This is a genomic window from Stenotrophomonas sp. I18B00994, assembly GCF_014145825.1.
GTDB lineage: Bacteria > Pseudomonadota > Gammaproteobacteria > Xanthomonadales > Xanthomonadaceae > Stenotrophomonas > Stenotrophomonas maltophilia.
This window is the reverse complement of record NZ_JACIUW010000001.1, coordinates 119,968-146,656: the sequence shown is the minus strand read 5'-3', so window position 1 is coordinate 146,656 and position 26,689 is coordinate 119,968. Positions and strand designations below refer to the sequence as shown.

The following is a 26,689-nucleotide window of genomic DNA, read 5'->3' as shown; positions in this document are numbered from 1 at the left end:
GACACCGCTAGCCTTGGCTGCAGGATGGCAATGGGCCATCTGCAAGCAGCTGCCTGGGGGATGACCGAATGAAACGGAATTGCCTGAGTCTCATGATCGGCGCATTGCTGGCCTCCGGGCCGGTACTGGCACAGGAAACGCCCCAGGCCACGCCGACGGCGGCCAGCACTGCATCACCCACCAACCTGGACAGCATCAAGGTCACCGCGCGCAAGCGCGAGGAAACCCTGCAGGAGGTCCCGGTAGCGGTTACCGCATTTACCTCCGAAGCGCTGGACAAGATGAATGTCCAGGACATCAGCGACCTGGATGCGCAGGTGCCCAACCTGACCATCTACGCCGCCCGCGGCGCCAGCAGCACGGTCACCGCCTACATCCGTGGCATCGGCCAGTCCGATCCCACCTGGGGCGCCGATCCGGGTGTTGGCATCTACTTGGATGACGTCTACATCGCACGTCCGCAGGGCGCGCTGCTGGACGTTTTCGACGTCTCGCGCATCGAGGTGCTGCGCGGCCCGCAGGGCACGCTCTACGGCAAGAACACCATCGGCGGCGCGATCAAGTACATCTCGCGCGGCCTGCCGACCCAGACCGAGGGCTTCGCCCAGATCACCGTGGGCAACGACAGCCAGCTGGATGCGAAGGCGGCCATCGGCGGCCCGATCGGCGGTGCCGACAGTGGCCTGCGCGCCCGTGTGGCGGTGGCCAGCATGAACCACGACGGGTTTGGCGAGAACACCTTCAACGGCCAGCCGGTCAGCGACAAGCAGATCAACGCGGCACGCCTGAACCTGGGCGCGTATGCGGGCGACGACTTCGACGTGCAGTTCGCACTGGACTGGATCGACGATCAGTCCGGCATGCGCGGCTCGAAGATGCTGGCACCCAATCCGTTCCTGCGCGCCTACCCGCCGATGGACAGCCGCTATGACATCCGCTCGGGCATGCGCAACCTCAACAACGTGGAGAGCAAGGGCGCCTCGGCCACGGTGAACTGGCGGCCGAACGAAGACATCGCGCTGAAATACGTGGTCGCCAAGCGTGAATCGGACAGCGAGGCCAACATCGACTTCGATACCGCCCCGGTCAAGCTCGCCGACGTGGGTGGCACCTACCACGACGACCAGGTCAGCAACGAAGTGCAGTTGAACTACGATGCTGGCGGCCGGGTGCGCGGTGTGGTCGGCCTGTACCAGTTCAGTGGCGAGGCTGGCGGGCAGATCCAGAACAACTACTTCAGTGCCCAGTTTGCCGACAACCAGGGCAAGGTGCTGACCGACAGCATCGCGCTGTACGCGGACTGGACCTTCGACCTGACCAGCAGACTGAAGCTCGATGTCGGCGCCCGCTACACCGACGAGGACAAGCGCGCGATCGTGCTCAACCGCCTCTACGCCGACCCGGGCTTCAGCCGGCCGGTGGCGGTGACCGCCGATTTCGACAAGAAGACCAATTTCAGGAACGTCTCGCCCAAGGTCTCGCTGGACTACCAGATCACTCCGGACATCATGGTCTATGGCCTGGCGACGCGTGGCTTCAAGTCCGGCGGCTACAACATCCGCGCCAACGCGGTGGCGGTACCGCGCTCGGCGGAGCCGTTCGATGACGAGACCGTGGACAGCTATGAGGTCGGCAGCAAGATGGCCTTCCTCGACCAGCGCCTGTTCCTGAACCTGTCAGCGTTCTACAACAAGTACAAGGACATCCAGCTGTCGGTGTTCACCGGCCTGGATACCAATGGCGATGGCATCGATGATTCCTTCTTCGGCGATTTCACCAATGCCGGGGCCGGTACCGTCAAAGGCCTGGAGGTCGAGTATCAGTACCTGCCCAACCAGCACTGGCTGATTTCCGGCAACCTGGCGTGGCTGGATACCAGATACGACGAGTACATGGACCGCGGCATCAACGTGGCCAGGCAGATGAAGTTCACCAATGCGCCGGAATTCTCCGGTGCGTTCAACGTGGAATACCGCACCGACCTGGCCAACGGCAGCAATTTGTCGGCACGCGTGAGCTACAGCTACCAGAGCGAAGTGTGGCCGACCACCGACCTCAGCCCGGTGATCCGCCAGCAGGGTTACGGGCTGGTCAATGCCGGCGTCATCTGGCGCCTGGATGATGCGTGGACCTTCTCGTTGCAGGGCACCAACCTGGCCGACAAGGAATACCGCACTACTGGCTACAACATTCCTGCAGTCGGCACGCTGATTGGCTTCTATGGCCCGCCGCGCCAATATGGCCTCAGCGTCCGTTACGATTTCTAGCGCATCCGTTACGATCTTCAGGAAGCTCCTGCATGACGCAGTCTTACGACGACCTGTACTGGAACAGCAATGATGGATTGCGCCTGCACGCGCGCGACCATGCACCCGATGCGGAGCAGGCAGCGCGTGGCACGGTGGTCTGCATTCCAGGACTGACCCGCAATGGCGCCGATTTCGACGCGCTGGCCGATGTACTCACCGCCGAGGGCTGGCGCGTGATCGCGGTCGACCTGCGCGGTCGTGCAGGGTCGGAACGCGCATATGACCCGTCCAGCTACAACCCACGTGCCTACGCGGATGACATGGTCGCGCTGCTGCGCGCGCAGAACATCGACAAGGCGGTGTTCGTCGGCACCTCACTGGGCGTGCTGGTGACCATCACCCTCGCTTCGCGCGCGCCGGAGCGGATCGCGGGCGCGGTGCTCAACGATGCCGGCCCCAGGGTGCCGCGTGAGGCGCTGGCACGGATCGGCAAGTATGCCGGCAAGCCGGTACCGCCGATGGACCTGGTGCAGGCCACGGCCTACGTGGAATCCATCGGCAAGGCTGCGTTCCCTCGCTTCAGCGCCGACGACTGGCGGCAGATGGCGGTGCGCACCTTCCGCCCGCGCAGCGATGGCCTGCTGGAACTGGACTACGACCCGGCAGTGATCCGCACCACCCGGCCATGGCTGCTGTGGCTGTTGCGTCCCCTGCTGTGGCGTGCGGTTCGCGGGCTGACCGCCCGGGTGCCGGTGCTGGTGGTGCGCGGCGCGCTGTCCGACATCCTGCCGGCCGATGTGGCGCGGCAGATGGCGGCCACCTCGGAAAGTGCCCGTCTGGTGGAAGTGCCCGATGTCGGCCACGCTCCGATGCTGTCCGAACCAGAGGCGCGTGACGCGATCCTTGCCTTGCTGGAGCGTGTGGTGTGAGTGCGGACAGCGACCTGCCTCCCGCCCTGCAGGCGGTGCAGCAGTGGGCCGCCAGTGAGCGGCTGAGTGGCGTGACCTGCCTGGACCAGGCGCGCATCGATGCCTTTGCCGACGCGACCGGCGACCACAACTGGATCCATGTCGATCCAGCGCGGGCACAGGCGCAGATGCCGGGCGGGCGTACCATCGCACACGGCTTCCTGCTGCTCTCGCTGACGGTGGAGGACGATGTGGCCGCCCTGGCCGGCTTCCCCGGCATCGCCCATGTGCTCAACTACGGCTTGAACAAGGTCCGCTTCCTGGCGCCAGTGCCGAGCGGGTCCGAGGTGCGGGTACGCTCGCAGCTGGTGTCACTGGATGCGCGCCAGCCCGGCCAGTGGCTGCTGATCCAGCGCAAGGCCGTCGAGCGGGTCGCCGATGGCGAGCTGGCACTGGTCGCTGAGCAGCTGTCACTGATCGTGATCACGCCCTAGCACCACCCCGCCCGATTCTCTCCCTACACTGGAGCGATGTTGACGCCCTCCATCGTCCTCTTCGCCTGCATTGCATGGACCGCACTGCTGTTTGGCGTGGCGCTGTGGGGCGAGCGCCGGGGGCACCGGCTTTCGAAGGCATGGCCGCTCATCTATGCACTGTCGCTGGCCGTGCACTGCACCGCGTGGACCTACTACGGTGCGGCCTCGCAGGGGCGGCAATGGGGTTTCCCCATTCCACCAACCCTGGCCGGCATGGCGCTGATCTTCGCGTTCGGCCTGCCGTTCCTGCTCCGTCTCGGGCGGCTGGCCAAGCAGCACAACAGTGCCACCATCGCCGATCTGGTCGTTGCACGACTGCGTGCCGATCGCGGCCTCGGCTTCACCATCACCCTGGTGGCGCTGTTCGGCATCATTCCGTACATCGCACTGCAGCTGAAAGCCGTCAGCCAGGGGCTGGGCACCCTGCTGGGTGATGGGTTCGCGCCTGCCGGTGCGCAGCTGGACATGTCGTTCTGGTTCGCGCTGACGATGGCCGCGTTCACCCTGCTGTTCGGTGCACGCAAGGCCTCGGCCACCGAGCCCAACCGCGGCATCGTGGTCGCGCTGGGCCTGGAGTCCGTATTGAAGCTGGTGGCGCTGCTGGCCATTGGCCTGTATGCGGCGTTGTCCGTACACAAGGCCGGCACACCGCTGCTGGAGAAGATGGCGCAGCTGCCACCACCGGCCATCGTGCCGGACTATCTCACCATGGTCGCGCTGGGGGCGATCTCCGCGTTCACCCTGCCGCACCAGTTCCATGTTGGCGTGGTCGAGCTTCGCCAGACATCGGACCTGAAGACGGCACGCTGGATGTTCCCGGTCTACCTGCTGCTGATCGGCCTGCCGTCGGTGCCGATGGCATTGGCCGGCGCCGCGCAGCTGCCGGCCTCGGTATCGCCTGACCTGTACGTGCTGGCGCTGCCGCAGGCCGGCGGCCATCATCTGCTGGCGCTGCTGGCCTATCTGGGCAGCCTGAGCGCGGCCACCGGCATGATGATCCTGTCCGGGCTGACGCTGTCGATCATGCTTGGCAACCATGGATTCGGTTCGCGCCTGCTCGGTGGCATCGGGGGCGGCGTGGCCAATGCCGATCTGCGCCCGCGCGTGCTGGCGTTCCGCCGTGCCGGCATCCTCGCCGTGTTCCTGATGTCGTGGCTGTACAGCCGCGCGATGAGCGACACCGAGGCACTCAGCGATTTCGGCCTGATGTCCTTCACCGCCCTCTCGCAGCTGGCACCGGCTGTGCTGCTGGCGGTGTATCGCCCACGTACGCCCTCCGCGGCCATCATCGCCGGCATCGTGCTGGGCTCATTGGCCTGGCTGTGGCTGGTACTGCTGCCGATGGTGATCCCGGCCGCGACGCCGTCGGTCGGCGCCGACGGGCTGCACTGGTTGTCGGTGGTCTCGCTGCGCGTGCAGCCGGGCCATATCGCCATCAGCATGGGGGCCAGCCTGGCGATCAACCTGCTGACCGTGGCCCTGGTGTCGCGGGCCGTGCGTCCGTCATTGCCGCGGCGGCGGGATGCGGTGGCTGCGGCGTCCCTGCGCAGGACCGCCGGACGCTTCCTTGGCCAGGAGCGTGCGCGCCAGCTGCTGGAGGGCCACGCCGGGCAGATGCTGGATGACGACCGGGTCACCGCCGTCGAGCGTGAGCTGACCGCCGTGGTGGGCGCAGGCATGGCACGGCTGCTGGTCGAAGCCGCACGCGAGGGCGGCGCCGCGCCGCTGGATGCGGTGACCCGCGCCGTCGGCGAAGCTACCCAGGTGCTGCGCTTCAACCAGCGCCTGCTGGAAGCTGCGCTGGAGAACATGAGCCAGGGCATCAGCGTGGTCGATGCGCAGCTGCAGCTGGTGGCCTGGAACAGCCGCTACGCCGCGCTGTTCAAGTTCCCGCCGGAGCTGCTGCAGGTCGGGCAGCCGGTGGTCAACCTCACGGCGTGGGCACTGGGGCAGCTGAAGATCGGCGATGGCCCCGGCGACACGCCCACCAGGGCGTTGCAGCGCCGCGTCGCGCATATGCGCCGTGGCACGCCACACCTGTCGGAACGGATATTTCCCGATGACACCATCGTCGAGATCCGCGGCAACCCGATGCCGGGTGGCGGCTATGTAGCCACCTTCACCGATGTCACGGCGTTCCGTCGCGCGGAGGATGCGCTCAAGCGCAGCAATGAAACGCTGGAACGCCGCGTACAGGACCGCACCGCGAGGCTGCAGCAGGCGGTGCAGGAGGCCGAGCGCGCGAACGCGGCGAAAACCCGCTTCCTGACGGCGGTCGGCCATGACCTCATCCAGCCCCTGCATGCGGCCCAGCTGCTGACCGAGGCGATGTCGCAGCACATCGAATCCGAGTTCCTCGACAGTTTCCTGCGGCAGATCCGCGGCGCACTGGATTCCACCGATGACCTGCTGTCCGGCCTGCTTGATATTTCGCGACTGGAAGCCGGTGGGTTGGTGGCCGATCCGCGCCCGTTCGCGCTGTCGACGGTGCTGGATCCGCTCGCGCAGGAGTTCGCGGTGCTGGCGACGGCGCGCGGCCTGCAGTTCCGCCATGTGCGGAGCCAGGCCTGGGTCCATAGCGATCCCCTGCTGCTGCGCCGGGTGCTGCAGAACTTCCTGGCCAATGCCATCCGCTACACCCGCCATGGCGGTGTGTTGCTGGGTGTGCGCCGCCAGGGGCAGGCACTGATGATCGGCGTGCATGACACCGGCCCCGGCATTGCTCAGGAGCAGCAGGCGGTGGTGTTCGAGGAGTTCCACCGGGTCGACCGCAGCAACGGCCAAGGACTGGGACTGGGCTTGACCATCGCCCACCGCATCGCCGATCTGCTGCATGCACCCTTGCACCTGCGCAGCGTGCCCGGGCACGGCTCGGCCTTCTCGATCAGCGTGCAACGCGCAGCACCGCCAGTGACCCTGCGCAGTTCGGCACCGACGGGTGGCAGCAACGCCCTCAAGGGTATCCGCATACTGGCAGTGGACAACGACCCGGACGCGCTGGAGGCGATGCGGCAACTGCTGCTTTCCTGGGGCTGCGACGTCATCGCGGCAGGCAGCGCCGATGCCATCGGGCCCTCAGCGCACGAGGCGGCGCTGTGGCTGTTCGACTATCACCTGGATGACGGCGATACCGGTGTTGCGCTGTGGCAGCGGCTTGCGGACATGCATGGACCGCGGCCGACGGTGATCCTCAGTGCGGATACCGGCAGCGATACACGCGAGGCGGTGCGCGGCGCTGGGCTATCCCTGCTCAACAAGCCGTTCAAGCCGTTGGCGTTGCGCTGGGCGATCAACCACCTGCTGGCGGCCACTGCCACGCGCTGACCGTTCAGCGCTCGGGCAGCGCTTCGATCAGCCGGGACGGATCGGCCAACCCCATTTCGTGCAGCACGCGGATGGCCTGCGCGCGGTTGCGTACGCCCAGCCGCTCCATGATGCGTGTCATGTGCGCCTTGACCGTGCGCAGCTGTACGCCCAGCCGGTCGGCAATCTGCTTGTTGAGCAGGCCCTCGGCCACCAGCCCCAGCACTTTGTATTGATGTGCGGACAGGCTGGCCAGGCGCGCGGCGAGGTCGGCATCCCTGCTGAACGGCGCTACCCGCGCCACCGGCTCGCGCAGCAGCGCCGGGATCCAGCGTTCGCCCTCCAGCACGGACTGCAGCGCGGACTGCAGCTCGTTCAAACCCGAGCTCTTGGGCAGGTAGCCCGCGGCGCCGAGGTCGATGGCGCGCCGGATCACCTGCGGCTCTTCATTGGCCGAGACGATGATGATCGCCAGACCTGGCTGAAGTGCGCGAATGGTGGCGAGGCCGGCCAGCCCATGATTGCCCGGCATATGCAGGTCCAGCAGCATCAGGTCGATCGACTGGTTCTCGATCGCCTCCAGCACGCTGTCCAGTGAATCCGCCTCGCTGATCTGCAGATCGGCGACCGCCTCTTCCGCCGCGCGATGCAGTGCCGCACGGAACAAGGGGTGATCATCGGCGATGAGCAGGGTTGGCATGTCCTGGCGAGATTATCAAATCGGCTGCGCGCGGGAACAGGTACCTAGGTACGCTGGTACAGCAGGAAGGGCTTGATAGTGTGGTGCGGAGAAGGCCGGCGACCGCAACGCCGCCCACGAGGAAATGCCATGTCATCCGCCCCCACTCCCGATGCCCATGCCTATCCACTGCTGATCAAGCAGCTGCTGCTGATGCCGCTGGCGGTGAGTCCTGAACAGGAAATCGTCTATGGCGACCAGCTCCGATTCGATTACCGCACCCTGCAGGCGCGCATCGGCCAGCTGGCCGGCCTGTTGACCTCGCTGGGCGTCGGCCACGGCGACACGGTGGCGGTGATGGACTGGGACAGCAACCGCTACCTGGAGGCCTACTTCGCGGTTCCGATGATCGGTGCGGTGCTGATGATGGTGAACGTGCGCCTGGCCCCCGAGCAGATCGCGTACACGCTGAACCACAGCGGCGCGCGGGTGATCCTGGCCAATCGCGAGTTCCTGCCACTGCTGGACGCCATCGACGAGCAGCTGCCGGACCTGCGCACGCGCATCCTGCTGGACGACGCCGGTGGCCCGCCGCCGCCAGGCTTCGCCACCGAGTACGAAGCGGGGTTGCGCGGTGCCACGCCGGTCGTCCGCTTTCCGGACTTCGACGAGAATGCCCGTGCCACGGTGTTCTACACCACCGGAACCACCGGATTGCCCAAGGGGGTCTATTTCAGCCACCGGCAGCTGGTGCTGCATTCGCTGGCGGCGATGGCCGCGCTCGGCGGCGCGCCCCGCCAGGGCCGCCTGCATCGTGACGATGTCTACATGCCCATCACCCCGATGTTCCATGTGCACGCGTGGGGCCTGCCCTACGTGGCTACCGCGATGGGCATCAGGCAGGTCTATCCGGGGCGCTACCTGCCTGCGAAACTGCTGGCGTTGATCGCCCGCGAAAAGGTGACCTTCTCGCACTGCGTGCCAACCATCCTGCACATGCTGCTGGAGCACCCGGACGCCGCGCAGACCGACCTGGAGGGCTGGAAGGTGATCATCGGCGGTGCCGCGCTGCCCCGTGCCCTGGCGCAGCGCGCACTGGCGCGGGGCATCGACATCTTCGGCGGCTATGGCATGTCCGAGACCTGCCCTCTGCTCACCATCGCCCAGATCGACGTGGACAGCGTGACCGATGCCGACGAGGTGCTGTCACTGCGCACCAAGGCCGGCATTCCGGTGCCGCTGGTGGACCTGCGCATCGTCGACCCGGACATGGGCGATGTCGTCCACGATGGCGTCGCCACCGGTGAAGTGGTGGCGCGCGCCCCCTGGCTGACCCAGGGCTACCTGCACGATCCCGAGGCTTCGGCAACGCTGTGGGCGGGCGGCTACCTGCACACCGGCGACATCGGCAACATCGACGAAGCTGGCTACCTGCGTGTCACCGACCGCATCAAGGACGTGATCAAGACCGGGGGCGAATGGATCTCCTCGCTCGCGCTGGAAGACATCATCGCGCTGCACCCGGCGGTCAGCGAGGTCGCGGTGATCGGTATCGCCGACACGAAATGGGGCGAGCGGCCATTGCCACTGGTGGTCACGAAGCCGGGAAGCCATGTGGCCGAAGCGGAGATCATCGAACTGGTCGCGGCGCGCAGCCGTTCCGGAGACATCTCACGCTATGCGATCCCGGAGCGCGTGAGCTTCGTGGATGCAATCGAGCGGACCAGCGTGGGCAAGATCAACAAGAAGAAGCTGCGCGGGCTGCATGATCCAGTCCTTGGCACCGGCGGGCGATGACGGCCTCTGCCGGCACCGTTCAAGCGCGCGACGCCCCACCCTGCAGCAGCTGGACCCAGCTCTGGAATCCCTCCAGGAAGCGCTGCAGGCGCTTGCGCGTCGCCGCGTCGAAATCTTCCGCGTCATCGTCGTAGGCGGCCGCTGCTTCGGCCACATAGAGCTGTGGCGAGGCCATGGTCAATGCGCCCATGGCGGTCAGTGTATGGCGCAGCTGCGACTGTGCCAGTTTGGTGCCCCAGTGACCCGGCGTAGCGCCGATGATCGCCACCGGCTTGGCCGAAAGGACCGTGCGGTACTCGGCATCGTCGCGGGACAGCCAATCAAGCGTGTTCTTGAGTACGCCGGGCAGTGACTGGCTGTACTCCGGCGTGGCGATCAGCACGCCGTCAGCGGCCGCAATGGCCGTGCGCAGGCGCTTGACCCCGGCAGGGCCGGCCGGGTCGGCGGCTTCCAGGTCTTCGTCGAACAGCGGAATATCGGCGATGGTGTCATGCACGGTCAGCAGCAGGCCCGCAGGCGCGGCGCCTGCTGCAGCCCTGACCAGGCGCCGGTTGTAACTGTTGCTGCGCAGGCTGCCGGCAAACGCCAGGATGTTCAGCGGTGGAGGGGTGTCGGACATGCGGGATTCCTGGAATGAGTCGGTGCGGGGTCACGGGCCAGGCATCGACAACGCGGGTGGGCCAGGGCCAGACTGGATCTGCAGAGGATCTCGGTTCCGGCGGTGTAGTGCCTTCGTCCCTGCTGCTCGCTCTTCCAGGGCGAACAGGGCACGGCAGGGCGATCCAGCACGTGCCACTGCCCGCGTTGCGGCCCCTGTCCTGCCACATCGTACGCCTACTGCACGGGCTGGCTGGCTTCAGTGATGGACACAGGTCGTGCCATGCTGTCGAACGTATTGACCTTCCAGATGTAGCGTACGCCATCCTGCTCGATGACCTTCTGCAACAACGGTATCTGCTTGGCTGCGATGATTCCGCTGGCACGCTGATATGCCGGTCGCCCGGCCAATGCCGGATAGCTGCCGGAAGCGTCAAGCTGATAGCTGAGGGTGGTGGCGCGGCCCGGCTGGACCGAGGAAAGCAGATAGCCTTCGTCCACATTGAATCGATTGCCAAAGGTGTGCCGGGTGGTGACACCCTCTGCATCCTTGACGTCCACCCACTTAGTGGCCGGCGAATTGGCCTGGCACAGTTCCTTGCTGCCGTCGGCATAGCACCCGTTGGCCGGGCCGTAACTGTAGGCCCACGTAAAAGGCTGGTCGATGCCCGGCCCGGTGACTGTCCTGGAAACCAGCGACCACGTGTAGTACCTGGCGGGCGTGTATTCGATCGAGTCAAGGAACCCGCTACCGGTGCTGTCGGGCATATTGCAGCCATAACGCGCCCACGAGCGGCCATGCAGCGTCGGCTCGAAGCGATACTTCGCCACTGCACCACTGGGATGGCGGATCGAACCGGAATGGCCGTAGGTCACCACACCCGGATTCCGGCAGAAACCCCGCTCTGCGGGAACGGCACCGGCACCCATGGTGCCTACGTTGAACCCCGTAGTCTGCCAGTAGGACTGGTCCGGGAAGGTGACCTTGTAGCCACCCACCACCGTACCGTAGGTCCACGTCCTCCCGCCCGCACGGACCGCGCTCACTTCGCTTGGCAGCGTGCTGGGCGATCCAGCCGTCCATTCGAGATCGACGGTGCGGCCATCGTTGGCTGCGATGCGCAGCAACTGCCGTGGATTTGCCGGATCCCACGTGTAGGTCACCGAATTTCCAAACCGGTCTCGGGCACTGGTCGGAAGAATATGGAACTCCTGCCGGAAAAGAACGAACTCGAACTCCGTAACCGAGCCGAAGTTTCCCCGCGAGTATCCCTTCTTGATCAATGGCGGTCCGCTGCCAAGGCTGGCCATATGATTGAGCGTATAGGTGATGCCGGCAGGCGTCGTGACTTCGAAGCCCTCACCCGCCCCATCGTCCATGGCGACGCAGCGGATGACATTGCCGCTCTTGGTTCGCATCGGGTAGGCATGGCCTGTACTCGGCACCGGCCATTCGTTGCTTTGCGCGAGTAGATCCTCGTCACCGGTCTCTGGCAGGTAGAGCTGCGTTCCATGCCAGAACTCGTCGGAGTTGAAGTACTCGGTGAATGTCCCCGGCCCTGTCGGCGTCTGTGCCTTCACCGTGACGATCTCGGTTGGAGGCGGGGTGAACTTCGAACAGCGGTTGAGCGGCTCGGCCACCACGTAATTCTTCCATCCCCCCTGGGTGCTGAACGTTCCATGCACCCTGGGCAGGGCCAGGTCCCACACCCCGAACATGCCCAATCCCTGCCGGCCCTGCGCACCTGCAACCAAGCGCCGCTTGATGCCCACCTCCAGCGCACTGTTGCCCGGCAGGTCGACGTCGGTCTGCAGAAATTCCACCGAGCCGGTAAACAGCCCGATCCTTTCCCCGAACATATCACCGGTATCCAACTGCAGAATCTGCCCGCGGGCATTCAGCGCCGCCGCGTAATCCTCCATCACCGTCGAGCCGCGGTTGGCGCTCGACGCAGGCAGGGCCGTCATACACAGCAGCGCAGCTGCCGCGATCCTTGCGTACATGGTGTCCCCCTCGTCGACGAAGCAGAGCTTACTTCGCGCTCGTCGGCACCGGCAAGGATGATTCCCCGCACGTCACAGCGTCCTGACCCGCCCCGGCGGCCCTGGAAACGCCGTTACTCAGATACGCGTCGTGGCCATGAACCGTTCGCGGTCCTGCTGCGTGCGGCGGCGGATCTCCTCCAGCGCCTGGCTTTCGGTCGCCTGCAGCATGGCCTCGAACAGGCGCTGGAAGTGATGGCGCATCGCATTGCGCGCGGCCACCGGATCGCGCGCGCGCAGGGCCTCGAAGATCGCCATGTGCTCGTCGGCACGGCTGGCGCCATCATCATGGCAGACCCGTGCGTAGACCTCGGTTACCCGCGGCAGTTCGCTGCGCATGCGCCAGATCTGCTGCACGAAGAACTCCACCACCGGGTTGCCGGAAAGCCGTGCGATGGCCAGGTGGAAACGGCGGTCGTACTCGCCGGCTTCCGCGTCGCTCAGGTCGCGACGGCACAGCGCTTCGGCCAGCGCCTGCAGCTCGGCAATGCCGGCATCATCCAGATTGCTTGCCGCCAGAGCGGCGGCCTCGGCCTCGAATACCGCGCGGGCAGCGGTGAGGTCGAAGGCGCTGACATCCGGCAGCCCGCCGGGCGCCTGCGTCGGGCGCGGCTTCACATGCACGCCCGATCCGATGCGGATGGCGATCCAGCCCTGTGCTTCCAGTGCGATCTCGGCTTCGCGGATGGTGACCCGGCTGACACCGAACCGTTCGGCCAGCTCACGCTCGCCCGGCAGCCGCGAGCCCGGCGGAAATTCGCCGTCCTCGATCAGCTTGCGGAGCTTGGCAGCGATGGTCTGGTAAAGGCGGTTGGCGGACATGCGGCTGACCCTTGGCGATTCCTTCCCGGTCCCTGCCCTGCCACCGCGGCCGGCAAGGGTCCGGTTGGAGCGACGGCGCGACCACTGGCCGCGCCGCCCTGTTCAGAACTTGTATCGTACACCGAAATACGCACGCCGCCCGTAGGTCACCACTTCGCGGAAGTTCCCATAAAGCGGCTGGTAGGCCACGCGCGGCTCGTTGGTCAGGTTCATCAACTCCAGCGACAGCGACAACTGCTTGTTCACCCGGTAGCGCAGGCGCAGGTCCACGCTGGTGTTGTCATCGTAGTAGCGGTTCTGCTGCGCGGTGTTGCCGGTGAAGTCCTGGTAGTAGTGCGAGCGGAACTTGCCGATGGCCTGGATGTTGAAGCGCCCGACGTCCCAGTAGATCGAGCCGGACAGGACGTGCCGCGAGAAGCCGCTGAGGCCCGCCGGCGGCACGATCGCCGGAATGATCGTGCCGTCACTGGCCAGCTGCTCGCCCAGTCGCGAGTCCTGGGTCCGGTAGTCGGCATCGGCGTAGTTGTAACTGACCTTGAAGCCCAGTCCGTCGAACGGCTTGGGCAGGTACGACAGTCGATGGGTGGCGGTCAGCTCGAAGCCGGTCAGCGTGCTGTCCTCGTCGGTGGTTACCTGCTGGCGTACCGGCACGGTCACGCTCTGGCCGTCGATGGTGTAGGTCTCCGGCACCAGCGCAGTGGCGGTGCCGCCGTTGAACTGCTTCCAGTACACCGCGCCGGCCAGCATCGTGTCCGGGTTCGGGTACCACTCCAGTGACAGGTCGCCGTTCCAGGACATCAGCGGCTGCGCGGCGGGGTTGCCGCTGGCGCTGATGTCATCCAGCGCGTCGGCCAGATTGCCGTAGGTGGCATCACTGCTCACGTTGATGGTGCGCCCGGCACCCAGCGCGGCGATGTCCGGCCGCGACATCGCGCGGTATGCACCGACCCGCAGCAACACGTCCGGGCGCAGTTCGAAGGCCGCGTTGAGGCTGGGCAGCAGCTTGTCGTTGCCCGCCTTGAACACCTGCGTGCTGTACTCGCCGGTGGGTTGCAGGCGTATCGTGCCGTCACCATTGTCCTCGATACGCAGCCCGGTACGCACGCCTTCGGAGCGAACGTCGGTCTTGACCCAGCGCAGGCCGAGGTTGCCGGTCACCGGCAAGCCGAACAGGCTGCTGCTGAACTCCCCCATCAGATAGAGCGCGCGTGTCTTCTCGGTGATATCGACATTGTTCGGATCCTGGAAACCCGGATCCAACCCACTGTCGAGGCTGCCACGGAACGACTGGTACAGGCAGTTCGGATCGAAGTACGCCCACGAGGAGATCGTGTTGCCGCTGGCGGCATCCATGAAGTCATCCTGCGGGAACGGCGCGCGGCAGGCCCGGTTGGCGGCGATGATCTTCGCCTTGTCGGCCGCCACGCGCTGGTCGTAGTCGGTTACCAGGGTGTTGTCGCGCAGACGGTAGTCAGCCTGGCTGGCACGCACGCCACCCTTGATGCGGGTAAAGAAACCGGACTCGGGCATGAAGCTGGCATCGAAGCGGCCGGCCTTGATCCTGTGGTCGTTCTCCGTTGCGCTGGAGGTGACGCGCGCCGCGCCGGTGTAGGCGTCCCAGTTGTTGGGGTCGAAGTTCGGCGCCAGCGCAACACTGGGCACTTCGCCGTGCCAGTCCCAGTCATAGTCCACGTAGCCGGTGGCACCACTGCTGATGCCCGGCACGATGGCATTGTTGACGTCGCGCTGGTTGGCACGCAGGCGGGTCATGCGCTCGCTGTCGAGGCGATTGGTGTGCGAGTACGAAAGATCGGTGGACAGTTCCCAGGCCGGGGTCGGTCGCAGGATCAGGTTCAGGCCACCCCCGGTGTACTCCTCGCCACGCCAGTAGCGGTTTGAAGTGGAATCAATCGAGGTGCTCCCATGCAGGTGGCGCACGATGCCGTCCTCGTCCACCTCGCGCCGGGTGATGCCACGGCGGGCGTTGGACAGGCTCAGGTCGCTGCGGTTCTCGTACCAGTTGCGCTCGGTGTGTTCGAAGTCGAGGTTCACTTCAACTACGTCATTGGGCCGCCACTGCAATGCGGCGAACTCGCTCTGCCGGTCGTTGCGCTCCTGCTTGAGCCGGTAGATGCGGCTGCTTGGCACCAGGTAGTACGGCGCGCCGTTGGCGATGGCCTGCGCGGACACTTCATTGCAGTTGGCATTGCCCACGTTCTGCGTGCCATCGCAGGCATACCAGGTGGAACCGCTGGTGATGCTCTCTTCCGGGTCGGTGCCATCCAGGCGCTGGAAGCCCAGCGAGATGCCCAGCTTCTGCCCGTTGCCGAACTCGAACTGGTCGATGTAGCTGGCGGTGCCGCGATAGCCGATGCCGTCGTCGTCGCGGTACTTCTTGTCATACTCGGCCCAGCTGCCGCGCAGGTCCAGCTGCGCCGCACGCTTGCCGTACTCCAGTGGGCGCACTGTTTCCAGGCCGATGGTGCCAGCCACGCCGCCTTCGATGATGTCGGCGCGCTGGGTCTTGTAGATGGCCACCGTATTGATCAGCTCGGCGGGGAACATGTTGAAGTTCACCGAGCGGTCGCCGCTGCCGTTGGTGATCTCGCGGCCATTGAAGTTGGTGCTGCTGAGGAAGGCGCCCAGGCCACGGATGGAGATTTCCGAGGCGCCGGTCTTGTCGCGGGTCGAAGCGGCGCCGGTCAGGGTCTCGATCGCATCGGCCAGCGAAGGCGCCGGCAGGTCGCCGATGTCATCGGCCGAGAGCACGTCGGCAATGACCGTGTCATCGCGCTTCTTGTTGATCGAACTCTGCATCGATTCGCGGATGCCGGTGACCTGCACCTGGTCCAGCGTGGTGGGATCCTGCCCTGCCGCGTCCTTGCCGGATTGCGCCTGGGCCGTGGGCAGCCCCGCCAGCACGGCGAGCAGCGCCACGATCAGGGGTGTGGGGGACAACGAGATGCTGTGCACTGCTCCGGCGGGTCGCCGCATGGTTTCCTCCTCCCAAAGGATCGCCTGCATGCCAGGCGTGGGACGCAGCTTCGGCACGGCGACATGAAAATGTCAACCAATTGGTATGCGATTGTTCAAATGCCTTTGATCCATACCACTTGATCGCAATTTAATGTGCTCATGCAGCATGACTTTGCGCGAAAGCTGGCTTACAACAGACCCGAAAGTGGTATGCAGGCCCACCCTGAAACGACGGCCCGGCCGTCCCTGGAAGGATTTCATGCGCATTCACTCGCTGGCGCGTCACCGATCCAATGATTCATGGCTGTTTTGCCTGACCACTGGTCTGGCAATGTGCCTGACCACTTCAGCAGCAAGTGCAGCCAGCTGGCTCGTCCACGATGTCGCGGAGTTCACTACCGCCGCCTCGGCGCTGCAGCCTGGCGATGAGATCGTGCTGGCTGACGGCACCTGGACCGATGCCCGGCTGCTGCTTAAGGGTCAGGGCACGGCAGCCGCACCGATCGTGCTGCGCGCGCAGACCGCCGGCAAGGTCGTCCTCAGCGGACGCTCGGACCTGCGCCTGGCCGGGAACTACCTGCAGGTGTCCAACCTGGTGTTCCGCAACGGCTATGCGCCGGGTGATGCGGTGGTGGCGTTCCGCGAGTCGAGCAAGGCAGTCGCCAGCAACAGCCGCGTCACCGGCCTGGTGATCGATGACTACACCAACCCGGATGCCAGCGACCAGGACTACTGGGTATCGCTGTATGGCAGCAACAACCGGTTGGATCACAGCCAGTTGCGCGGCAAGACCAACGCCGGGCCGACCGTGGTGGTGGTGCGCGATGCCACCCAGGGCCTGGACAACCAGCACCGTATCGACCACAACTGGTTCGGGCCGCGCCCGGCGCTGGGCGTCAACGGGGGCGAAACGATCCGCGTCGGCACCAGCGACAGCTCACTGAGCGATTCCAACAGCACGGTGGAGAACAACTGGTTCGAAGGCTGCGACGGCGAGACCGAGATCATCAGCAACAAGTCCGGCGGCAACACCTACCGCGGCAACGTGTTCTACCGTTCGGCCGGCGCGTTGACCCTGCGCCATGGCAACGGCAACCGGGTGATCGACAACGTCTTCCTCGGCGATGACAAGGCCGGCACCGGCGGCGTACGCATCATCAACGCCGACCAGACCGTCAGCAACAACTACTTCGAGCGGCTGGCCGGGTCCAGCAACCGCTCGGCACTGGCGGTGATGGATGCGCAGGCCAGTCCTCCGCTGTCCGGCTATGCGCCGGTGGTGAATGCCACGATCAATCGCAACACCTTCGTGGACGTGGCGAAGATCAGTTTCGGCGTCGGCCACGATGAAGCCAAAGGCATCCTGGTCGCCGCCAGCAGCAGCCGCTTCACCGGCAACCTGATCGTCAACCGCAGCAGCAGGAACCCGCCGAATGCCGCCAGTTCGCTGGCCGGCATCGACTTCAGCGGCAACGTGCAGTCGCCGGCAGCCAGCACCGTGTTCCCGGGTGGCGTAGAGGGCCGTGGCGTCAGCCTGCAGCAGGCTGCCAGCGGATTGTGGGTGGCCACGCCTGCCCTGCCCGCCGTGGGCGCCGATCCTGCCCTGGCGATGACCGCGCGCGAGGCGACCGGCGTCGACTGGTATCCCAAGGTGGGCGAAGTTGCCCTGTCACGCACCCGCAATGGAGTTGATCGATGAGGTTGCAGCCGCTGTTCGTTTCCCTGGCCCTGGCCGCCCCCTGCGCCCTGCTGCCGACCGCGTCGCTGTCCGCAGCGCCCGCTGCCGCCGCGCGGCAGGCCGACACCGCGCCGGTGCTGGTCACCGCTGCGCAGTGGCAGCAGATGGCCAGCGAAGGCCGCCGCTACCCGTGGTTCGCCAAGGAGCAGGCGCGCACCGAGGCAACACTGAAGAAGATGATGAAGGCCGGCATCGACGTGCCGGTGCCCAGGGACAAGGGCGGCGGGCGCACCCATGAACAGCACAAGCGCAACTACCAGGCACTGTTGGCGGCGGGCACGCTGTACCGGTTGACCGGCGACAGGGCCTACGTGGACTACGCGCGCGACATGCTGCTGCAGTACGCCCAGCTTTACCCCACGCTGGGCCCGCACCCGGAGGGTCGCGGCCAGATTCCCGGCCGCGTGTTCTGGCAGGTGCTCAACGATTCGGTGTGGCTGGTCAACGCCATCCAGGGCTATGACGCGATCCGTGACGCGCTGTCCGCCGAGGACCGCAACACCATCGAATCGAAGGTGTTCCGGCCGATGGCCGAGTTCCTCGTCAGCGAACCGAAGAACTACGACCAGATCCATAACCACGCCACGTGGGCGGTGGCCGCCACCGGCATGACCGGCTACGTGCTGCGCGACCAGGAACTGGTGGAGAAGTCCCTGCGCGGCAGCCAGAAGGACGACAAGTTCGGCTTCCTGCGGCAGATCGACCTGCTGTTCTCGCCCGATGGCTACTACGAGGAAGGCCCCTACTACCAGCGCTATGCACTGGCGCCGTTCCTGCTGTTCGCCAACGCCATCGAACGCAATGAGCCGCAGCGGAAGATCTTCGCGCGTCGCGATGGCGTGCTGCTGAAGGCGGTGGATGTGCTGGTGCAGTCCAGCTATGGCGGCCTGTTCTTCCCGATCAACGATGCGATCCTGGACAAGGGCATCGACACCGAAGAGCTGGTGGCCGGCATCGGCATCGCCTATGCGCGCACCGGTGATGACCGCCTGCTGTCGGTGGCCGAGCAGCAGAAGCGCCTGCTGTTGTCACCCGAAGGCCTGCAGGTGGCGCAGGCACTGGCCGCCAACAAGGCCAAGCCCTTCGACTACCACCCGATGCTGCTGCGCGATGGCCCCGACGGCGACCGCGGCGGCCTGGCGATCCTGCGCATGAACGGCGAACGCGGCCAGGCACTGGTGCAGAAGGACACGATGCAGGGCATGGGACACGGCCACTTCGACAAGCTCAACTGGCTGTTCTACGACAACGGCAACCCGGTGGTGACCGATTACGGCGCCGCCCGCTTCCTCAACGTGGAAGCCAAGCGCGGTGGCATCTACCTGGCCGAGAACCGCAGCTGGGCCAAGCAGACCGTGGCCCACAACACCCTGGTGGTGGACGAGCAGAGCCACTTCAACGGCAACTGGAAGCGTGGCGAGGCGCATGCCCCGCAAGTGCGCTTCTTCCAGGCCGATGCCGATACCCAGATTGCCTCGGCAACGATGCGCGATGCCTATCCCGGCGTGGCGTTCACCCGCACCCAGGCGCTGCTGCGCCACCCCGACCTGGGCTTGCCGGTGGTGCTGGACCTGCTGCAGGTGCACGGCGACAAGGCCGCGCGCTACGACCTGCCGCTGCACTTCAACGGCCACATCGTCACCACCGGCTTCGAGGCCGAGCACTTCCCCAGCCAGCGCCCGGTTCTGGGCAAGGACAACGGCTACCAGCACCTGTGGCTGGATGCACGCAGCAAACCCGGCAGCGAGCCGCGGTCGCTGGCGTGGCTGCTGGACGGGCGCTTCTACACCTACCGCTTCGGCAGCAGTGCGCCGGCGCAGGCGCTGCTGGTGGAAAGCGGCGCGAACGATCCGGAATTCAACCTGCGCCGCGAGCCTGCCCTGCTGCAGCGCGTGGACGGCCAGAAGGACGTCACCTTCTTCAGCGTGCTGGAGCCGCATGGCGAGTACAACGGCACCGCCGAGTACGTGCATGGCGCCGACAGCCGCATCAGGGAGATCGTGCGTACCCGCGGCAGCGATGCCGAGGTGATCGAGCTGCGCCTGGCCAGCGGTGCACGCATCGCCTTGGGTGTCGCCGATAACAGCGCCACCACGAGCGAGCACAGCGTGACCGTCGACGGCCACGTCTACCGCTGGAACGGCAGCCATGCGCGCCTGGACCGCAGCAAGGGTGACGGCAAATGAACGGCCCTGCGGTGGTGGCCAAGCTGCGCAAGGTGCCGGTGCGTTCAGCCGTGCGCTGGCTGATCGTGGGCCTGATTGCCGTGGCCACGGTCATCAACTACATCGACCGCAACGCACTGGCGGTGATGTGGCCGGAAATCGCCAGGGAAGTGGGCGCGACCAAGGATGACTACGCCCTGCTGGTGACGGTGTTCATGCTGTTCTACGCCGCCGGCCAGTTCCTGTTCGGCCGCCTGTTCGACATGATCGGCACGCGCCTGGGTTTCGCCCTGTCGATCAGCGTGTGGTCGATCTCCATCGCCCTGCACTCGATCACCCATTCGATGCTGTCCTTCAGCCTGGTGCGGGCGATGCTCGGCATCAGCGAAGCAGGCGCGTGGCCGGGCGCGGTGAAGGCCAATGCCGAGTGGTTCCCGGCGCGCGAGCGCGCATTGGCGCAAGGCGTGTTCAACGCGGGTGCGTCGATCGGCGCGATCGTGTCCGCACCGGCCATCGCCGGCTTGTACCTGTGGCTGGGCTGGCGCGGCACCTTCGTGCTGGTCGGTGCAATCGGTTTCCTGTGGCTGCTGCCATGGCTGTTTGTCTACCGCGCCGGCCCGGACAAGCACCCGTGGGTGAGCGATGCCGAGCGCCGGCTGATCCAGGAAGACCAGGCCGGGCAACAGGCGGTGGTGGCGCCGAAGGCCAGCGTTCGTGAGCTGCTGGCCCACCGGCAGAGCTGGGGCATGCTCGCCTGCCGCTTCCTGCTGGACCCGATCTGGTGGCTGTTCGTGTCCTGGCTGCCGATCTACCTGGCTGAAACCTTCGGCTTCGACATCAAGCAGATCGGCCTGTTCGCCTGGGTTCCGTTTGTCGGCGCGATGCTGGGCAGCCTGAGTGGTGGCTGGTTGTCCGGGCGCCTGATCCGCGCCGGGCACAGCGTGGACCGCGCCCGCAAGCTGTCCATCACGCTGGGCTGCGTGGTCATGGCTCCTGCCCTGCTGGGTGCCGTGCTGGCCAACCAGCCGCTGCTGGCGGTGCTGGCAATCGCTGCGGTGCTGTTCGGCTTCCAGGTGGCCATCGGCAACATCCAGACCCTGCCGGGCGACCTGTTCGACGGCCGCTCGGTGGGCACGCTGGCAGGCCTGGGTGGCCTGGCCGCCGTGGCCGGCACCTTGATCACCACCTGGCTGGTGCCGGTGCTGACCCGCCACTCCTATGCCCCGATCTTCATCCTCGTTGCCGCCCTGGTGCCGCTGTCGCTGGCCGCGCTGTGGTGGTGGACCGGCCCTATCCGGAAGCTCGACCGCCGCGGCGGTTGAGCCCACGTTTTTCATCCCCCCGCAAACCAAGGAGTTTTCCGCATGTCGTTCCAGGACAAGGTGGCCATTGTCACCGGCGGTGGCCGCGATATCGGTCGCGCCGTTTCGATCAAGCTGGCTGCCGCCGGTGCACGCGTCTGCATCAACTACGCCAATGACGAGGCCAGTGCCCAGGAAACGCTGGCACGGATCCAGGCGGCCGGTGGCCAGGCCATGGTGCATCGCGCCGACGTCACCGATGCCACGGCCGTCGCCGGCCTGGTCGCTGCGGCACAGGCCGCGTTCGGCGAGCGCATCGACCTGCTGGTGAACGTGGCCGGTGGCATGGTGCAGCGCCGGCCGCTGGCCGACATCGACCCGGTGTTCTTCCACACCGTGATGGACCTGAACCTGACCTCGACCTACCTCACCACCCACGCGGTGGTGCCGCACATGCGCGAAGGCGCGGCCATCGTCAACTTCGCCTCGCAGGCAGGTCGTGATGGCGGCGGCCCGGGCGCATCGATCTACGCCACCGCCAAGGCGGCGGTGATGACCTTCACCCGCGCCATGGCCAAGGAGCTGGGGCCGAAGGGTATCCGGGTGAACGCGCTGTGCTGCGGCATGATCGCCACCCGCTTCCACGATGAATTCACCAAGCCGGAAGTACGCACGGCCGTTGCCGGCGCCACCCCGTTGCGCCGCCAGGGCGCGCCGGACGAAGCCGCCGACGCTGCGGTGTTCCTGGCCTCGGATGCGGCGGCGTTCATCACCGGCGCGAATCTGGACGTCAACGGCGGCACCTACTTCTCCTGACACCTGACCGGACTCCTGCCCATGCAGCGCTGGACACTTCTGTTTTCATTGACGCTCTGCTCCGCCATGACGGCGCCCGCCGTGTGGGCTGCACCCGTGTGGGTCACTGCCTGGACGGCCGCGCCCGCGCCCGACCGCAAGGACGGAACGTCCGAGGCACCCGTACAGTTCGCCGCACAGACCGTGCGCCAGGACATGCGTATCGGCAGCCGTGGCGATGCGCTGCGGCTGCGCATCAGCAACGAGCTCGGCACGACGCCCTTGCGGGTCGAGGACCTGCGTGTGGGAGTGAAGGACGGCAAGGCCGCACCGCTGCCGGTAACGGTGGATGGCCGCGCGGTCATCGAGGTGCCGGTCGGAGCCGCGCTGCTGAGCGACCCGGTGCGGATGCCGGTGGCGGCGCTGCAGGAGATCAGCGTGAGTGCCTATTTCCCGCAGCCCACCCGCCCCGCGGTGCGCCGCACCGAGCTGCGGGTCGCAGATGGCAAGCAGACAGCCGTCGCCGACAGCGTGCGGCTGAGCTACCAGCAGAACGTGTTCTCGGCAGTGATGGTGCAGCGTGATGATCGTCCCCAGGTAATCGTGGCGCTGGGCGATTCCATCACGGAAGGCGCCACCGCACGCCGCGGCAGCTTCAACCAGTGGCCGGAGCGATTGGCGCAGCGCCTGCAGCAGGCCTGCCCGAACCGGTTCGTGGTGCTCAACCAGGGCATCAGCGGCAACAAGCTGCTTGACCACGGCCGCAGCCACAGTGCGCTGTCACGATTGGATCGCGATGTGATCGCGGTGGCCGACGCCGATCAGGTGATCCTGTTCGAAGGCATCAATGACATCCGCCACGGTGGTGGCGCGCAGCCGCTGCCTGGACGCAGTGCGGCGGACATGCTGCTGGGCTATCAGCAGGTTGCGGCGCGGCTGCATGCGCACGGCATCCGCGCCTGGCTGGGTACGTTGACCCCGTTCGGCGGTTCCGAGCGCTACGAGCCCGTGTCCGCCGCCACCCGCACCACGATCAACCAGTGGGCACGCGGCGGCAACAGCGGCTTCGATGGCATCATCGATTTCGATGCCGCGCTGCGTGACCCGAAGGCAGCCGAATCGTTGCCCAACGAGATCACCCGCGACCATCTGCATCCCAACGACGAAGGCTACCGGCGCATGGCCGATGCCATCGATCTGCGCATGCTGGGCTGCACCACCCCCGAGTGAGAGAGAACCGATGAGCCGCGTCGTTTGTTTCGGTGAGTTGCTGCTGCGCCTGGGTGCACCCGGTCGTGAACTGCTGCTGCAGACGCCGCAGCTGCAGGTTCATGTGGGAGGTGCCGAGGCCAATGTGGCGGTCTCGCTGGCCAGCCTGGGCCACGATGTGCAGATGGTCAGCACGGTACCCGGTAACGCGCTGGGCCGGCATGCTGTGGCCGAGCTGCGGCGGCATGGCGTGGGCGTGGGCGCCGTGCGTGAAGTGGAGGGTGATCGCATGGGCCTGTACTTCCTGGCGACCGGTGCGGTGCAGCGCGCCAGTGAAGTGGTGTATGACCGGGCCGGTTCTGCATTCGCAAACAGCAATGCCAGTGACCATGCGTGGCCTGCCCTGCTGTCCGGCGCGCACCTGCTGCATGTCTCGGGCGTGAGCCCGGCGCTGGGCGCCAACGTGGCCGAGTCGGTGCTGGGTGCCGTGCGTGCGGCTCGCGCGGCCGGTGTGCAGGTGTCCTTCGACGGCAATTATCGTCCCTCACTGTGGCGACGCTGGGATGGCGACGCAGCGGCGATCCTGCGCGAGGTCTTCGCCGAGGCCGACATTGTCTTTGCCGATCATCGGGACATCGAACTGGTGCTGGGGCTGCACTTCGCGCAGGACGATGCGGTCGCCCGAACCGAGGCCGCTGCGGCCGCTGCCTTTGCCGCGTTCCCGCACCTGCGGTGGCTGTCCTGCACCCAGCGCGAGGTGGTGAGTGCAGACCATCACGTGCTCGGTGCGCTGCTGCTGGGACGCGATGGAACCCGCGCGCAGGCGGCTCCGAGGCCGCTGCCCGGCATCGTTGATCGCATCGGCGGTGGCGATGCCTTTGCCGCCGGCGTCCTGCACGGATTGCTGTCCGGTCTAGACGCAGAAAGCACCGTCCGCTTCGGACTGGCTGCGGGCGCGTTGAAGCACGCCATTCCCGGCGACTTCAGCCCTGCCCGCGAAGCTGAAGTCCGGGCACTGATGGAGAGCCACCCGTTCGACGTTCGTCGCTGATCCCACCCCCGGGAGAATCCCGCTAGAATCCAACGGGCGCTGGAATCGCGCAGGGATCGCCCATGGATTACACCGGATACACGCGCAAGTTTCCCAACAACCGCCCACTGAATGCGTTTGATCGCGAGCACCGCCTGCTGCAGAAGCAGCGGCTGGATGTCGTGCCGCTGGCGCAGCTGTGCGTGGTGAAGATGAATTCGAACGGCCTGGTTTCGGTGGATCGCTGGTTCGCCGCGCGTGGCTTTGCAGCCCTGCTGGGCGCGATCGGCATTGCCTTCGGGCTGGGCGGCATGCTGATGCTGCTCTGGTTGCTGATCGTGAACAGGCTACCCAACGAAAATGGCCTGTGGGAGGCGATATTCATCGGCATGGCGATGCTGGCCGCCTTCACTGCAGCGAGCATCTGGGTGGCTTGCCTAGAGCTGTTCCGCTGGACCTACTATCCGATCGCGCTCGATCGCAAGCACCGGCAGATACACGTGTTCCGGCTGGATGGCACCACCCTCAGCGTGCCCTGGGACCAGGTCTATTTCACGCTTGGCCGCGGAACCGGAACCTTCGGATGGTACAACTGGGATGTCCGCGGACTGATCCTGGACGCGGATGGCGTCACAGTACGGGAGACGTTCGCGTTCTCCATCGCGACCTCTCGCATCGAGAACGCACATTCCCACTGGGAGTTCCTGCGGCGCTACATGGAAGAAGGACCGGCAGCCGTCGTGGACGCGGTGCACTGCTGCATGCCGCTGGACGCCAAGCGCGAGAGCTTCGCGTCCGGCAAGGAGCGCATCTTCGCCGAAGACGCGCAGCTCCCGGGTTTCATGTGGCTCACGATGCTGCCACTCAACTACCTGCACACGATCATGCGCTGGGTGGTGATGCAGACCAGCAGGATTCCGCGGTTTCCACCGGACATCGAGGCGCGCCTGACACCGGACGCCGGTGATCCCTGTGTCCGCGACGCTTCGATGAATCCACCGGACCTGCGCTGACCCAGCGTTGCGTCCGGCAACAGCACGTGGGAATCCCGCGTCATGGGCAGGCGCATCCTCACAGCGCCAGCAGCCACGCTTCCAGTGCGCGTGTGTCCCGCATGTCGCCGTCATAGCGACGATCCGGAACATGCGGTTCATTGGAACCGCGCACCCGCCCCCGGAAAACCTTCATCGGTACGGAAATCCTGGCCAGGCCGCTCGGCAGCCGCTCCGGCCTGACATCCATGTAGAGGCTGTCGGCCGAAGTCTCGACGCCGACCTGCATTGCGCCCAGCCGTTTCCACAGATCCAGCGCATCGAGGCAGGCCGAGCCGCAGGAGGCATCGGCCACGACCACCACCCTGCCCTTGCGCAGCGGTGCGGCCGGGCCCGCGATTGATGCTGTATCTGCCCTGGCCTCGGATGGCTCGCGCCACACTGCCTCACCCCGGCCGCGTGCCCGTGCCATGCCCGTCGTCACCGATTCCAGCATGCGACGCAGCTCTGGCGACGCGTCGGGCGCCTGCACCAGCTTCTGCAGGAAGCCGCGTAACTGGGCGATGTTGGCCTCGGAGGTCCGCCACTCCACCCAGCTGGGATCGGACAGCGCGTCCACGGCGGCACGGCCCCAGATCAATCGCGCCAGTTCGATGCTCCATTGCGAAGCACCGCCACTGTTGCCACGCACATCCAGCACGACCAACCGTGCCTGCTGCAGTGCTTCGGCTTTTGGAGCAAGCTGCTCGAGCAGCGCGGTCAGTTCCTTGAAGTTCTGCTCCGTAGGGTCGGCATTGAAGCTGCTGGTGGTGATCCAGTAGCCGCCATCGGGCATGATGTGCCAGCCATTGGCCGGGCGGAAGCTGCGACGGGTATCGGCCAGGCGCGCCTTGCGCTGTGCCGCCTGCAGTGGCTGCCACTGCAGCGCGTAGGGCTTCTCGTGTCCATCCACCTGAAAAACGCAGCTGCGCAGCGTGGGCACGAACGGATTGCCCTGCTCCAGCAGCACTTCGCCGCCACCCTGGATGCGGCTGGCCTGCAGGTTCCAGCGCCCGCTGAAGCCACCCACCCGGCGCGCAGCCAGTGTCTGCGCATCGATGCCGTCACAGGACAGCAATCGTGCTCCAAGTGGCGGATGGCCTGGGCCACCGTCCATGGTCATGACCACCTGCGCATCACCGTCGAAACCGGTCAGGAACCCCGGCCACTGCGTTGGAAGATCGGGAGCGTCGGCAAGCGCGTTGAGGCTGACGTGGCCGTCATTGAAGGAGGCCGCGTAACCCTTCATCGCCCACCAGTAGCCTGCGAAGCTGTCGACGTTGCGCGCGCGCGAGCGGGCAAGCGCCGAGGCAGCCTCCAGCTGCGGAACGAAGCCGGGATTCCGCAGATCCACGGCGCCCGGATGGCTGCCGCGCATGGCGGCGTCGGCAGCGTCCAGATCCTTCAACAGCGTGTCCGACCAGTCGCTCGGCGCGCCTTGCGCGGTGGGCGCCGCAAGCATCGCACCGAGCAGCAGCCCTGCAATGATCATGGATTCATCCCTTTGCCG

Annotated in this window: 18 protein-coding genes; 12 read left to right on the top strand and 6 right to left on the bottom strand. The window is 66.2% G+C overall.

All coding sequences use genetic code 11. The features are described 5' to 3' along the window. The first annotated feature begins 68 nt into the window (after positions 1 to 68). The 4 genes from H4O10_RS00680 to H4O10_RS00665 are packed head-to-tail and all read left to right on the top strand — an operon-like array spanning position 69 to position 7,017. Positions 69 to 2,267, top strand: a complete 2,199-nt coding sequence (locus H4O10_RS00680; RefSeq protein ID WP_012480328.1) for a TonB-dependent receptor — start codon at positions 69 to 71, stop codon at positions 2,265 to 2,267. A gap of 32 nt (positions 2,268 to 2,299) precedes the next feature. Beyond that, positions 2,300 to 3,178, top strand: coding sequence for an alpha/beta hydrolase (locus H4O10_RS00675; protein ID WP_012480329.1), 879 nt, complete (start codon positions 2,300 to 2,302; stop codon positions 3,176 to 3,178). Then, on the top strand, positions 3,175 to 3,651 hold the full coding sequence (locus tag H4O10_RS00670) for a MaoC family dehydratase (protein WP_012480330.1): 477 nt from the start codon (positions 3,175 to 3,177) through the stop codon (positions 3,649 to 3,651). Before H4O10_RS00675 ends, H4O10_RS00670 begins: the two co-directional genes overlap by 4 nt. A 36-nt stretch (positions 3,652 to 3,687) precedes the next feature. Next, a complete protein-coding gene (locus tag H4O10_RS00665; RefSeq protein ID WP_012480331.1) occupies positions 3,688 to 7,017 on the top strand; it encodes a PAS-domain containing protein in 3,330 nt (1,109 codons plus the stop codon). A 4-nt stretch (positions 7,018 to 7,021) separates the two neighbouring features. Here H4O10_RS00665 and H4O10_RS00660 read toward each other — a convergent pair whose 3' ends face one another. Further along, positions 7,022 to 7,696 (bottom strand): response regulator transcription factor, encoded by a 675-nt coding sequence (locus tag H4O10_RS00660; RefSeq protein ID WP_012480332.1) that lies wholly within the window; start codon positions 7,694 to 7,696, stop codon positions 7,022 to 7,024. Between the two features lie 129 nt (positions 7,697 to 7,825). Here H4O10_RS00660 and H4O10_RS00655 point away from each other — a divergent pair, with 129 nt between their 5' ends. Beyond that, the gene (locus H4O10_RS00655; RefSeq protein WP_012480333.1) at positions 7,826 to 9,472 is read left to right on the top strand and encodes a fatty acid--CoA ligase; all 1,647 of its coding nucleotides are present in this window, start codon (positions 7,826 to 7,828) and stop codon (positions 9,470 to 9,472) included. A gap of 19 nt (positions 9,473 to 9,491) precedes the next feature. Here the strand turns inward: H4O10_RS00655 and H4O10_RS00650 are convergent, their stop codons facing one another. The 4 genes from H4O10_RS00650 to H4O10_RS00635 form a co-directional block, all read right to left on the bottom strand. Continuing rightward, positions 9,492 to 10,091: an NADPH-dependent FMN reductase gene (locus H4O10_RS00650; RefSeq protein WP_012480334.1), complete on the bottom strand. Its 600-nt coding sequence runs from the start codon at positions 10,089 to 10,091 to the stop codon at positions 9,492 to 9,494. A 215-nt stretch (positions 10,092 to 10,306) separates the two neighbouring features. Further along, the gene (locus H4O10_RS00645; protein WP_012480335.1) at positions 10,307 to 12,073 is read right to left on the bottom strand and encodes a hypothetical protein; all 1,767 of its coding nucleotides are present in this window, start codon (positions 12,071 to 12,073) and stop codon (positions 10,307 to 10,309) included. Positions 12,074 to 12,190: 117 nt separating this feature from the next. Further along, positions 12,191 to 12,934 carry a FadR/GntR family transcriptional regulator gene (locus tag H4O10_RS00640; RefSeq protein ID WP_005409753.1) on the bottom strand — a complete coding sequence of 248 codons (744 nt, stop codon included), beginning with the start codon at positions 12,932 to 12,934 and terminating at the stop codon, positions 12,191 to 12,193. A gap of 102 nt (positions 12,935 to 13,036) precedes the next feature. Beyond that, positions 13,037 to 15,928 carry a TonB-dependent receptor gene (locus H4O10_RS00635; RefSeq protein ID WP_044570246.1) on the bottom strand — a complete coding sequence of 964 codons (2,892 nt, stop codon included), beginning with the start codon at positions 15,926 to 15,928 and terminating at the stop codon, positions 13,037 to 13,039. Between the two features lie 313 nt (positions 15,929 to 16,241). On the opposite strand from H4O10_RS00635, the gene H4O10_RS00630 reads away from it, so the two are divergent. The 7 genes from H4O10_RS00630 (at position 16,242) to H4O10_RS00600 (ending at position 25,161) form a co-directional block, all read left to right on the top strand. Beyond that, complete coding sequence (locus H4O10_RS00630) at positions 16,242 to 17,609, top strand: polysaccharide lyase 6 family protein (RefSeq protein WP_012480337.1); 1,368 nt, start codon at positions 16,242 to 16,244, stop codon at positions 17,607 to 17,609. Next, entirely contained in the window at positions 17,606 to 19,834 is a 2,229-nt protein-coding gene (locus H4O10_RS00625) for an oligoalginate lyase (RefSeq protein WP_012480338.1), read from the top strand. Before H4O10_RS00630 ends, H4O10_RS00625 begins: the two co-directional genes overlap by 4 nt. Then, complete coding sequence (locus H4O10_RS00620; RefSeq protein ID WP_024956790.1) at positions 19,831 to 21,135, top strand: MFS transporter; 1,305 nt, start codon at positions 19,831 to 19,833, stop codon at positions 21,133 to 21,135. The genes H4O10_RS00625 and H4O10_RS00620 overlap by 4 nt, the downstream gene beginning before the upstream one ends. A gap of 42 nt (positions 21,136 to 21,177) precedes the next feature. Further along, positions 21,178 to 21,930 carry a glucose 1-dehydrogenase gene (locus tag H4O10_RS00615; RefSeq protein WP_005413520.1) on the top strand — a complete coding sequence of 251 codons (753 nt, stop codon included), beginning with the start codon at positions 21,178 to 21,180 and terminating at the stop codon, positions 21,928 to 21,930. 21 nt (positions 21,931 to 21,951) lie between these two features. Beyond that, positions 21,952 to 23,139, top strand: a complete 1,188-nt coding sequence (locus H4O10_RS00610) for a GDSL-type esterase/lipase family protein (RefSeq protein WP_012480340.1) — start codon at positions 21,952 to 21,954, stop codon at positions 23,137 to 23,139. 10 nt (positions 23,140 to 23,149) lie between these two features. Next, positions 23,150 to 24,169 (top strand): sugar kinase, encoded by a 1,020-nt coding sequence (locus H4O10_RS00605; RefSeq protein WP_005409760.1) that lies wholly within the window; start codon positions 23,150 to 23,152, stop codon positions 24,167 to 24,169. Positions 24,170 to 24,231: 62 nt separating this feature from the next. Next, entirely contained in the window at positions 24,232 to 25,161 is a 930-nt protein-coding gene (locus H4O10_RS00600) for a DUF6708 domain-containing protein (protein ID WP_012480341.1), read from the top strand. A gap of 58 nt (positions 25,162 to 25,219) precedes the next feature. Here H4O10_RS00600 and H4O10_RS00595 read toward each other — a convergent pair whose 3' ends face one another. Next, entirely contained in the window at positions 25,220 to 26,671 is a 1,452-nt protein-coding gene (locus H4O10_RS00595) for a S41 family peptidase (protein ID WP_044570252.1), read from the bottom strand. Between the last annotated feature and the right edge of the window lie 18 nt (positions 26,672 to 26,689).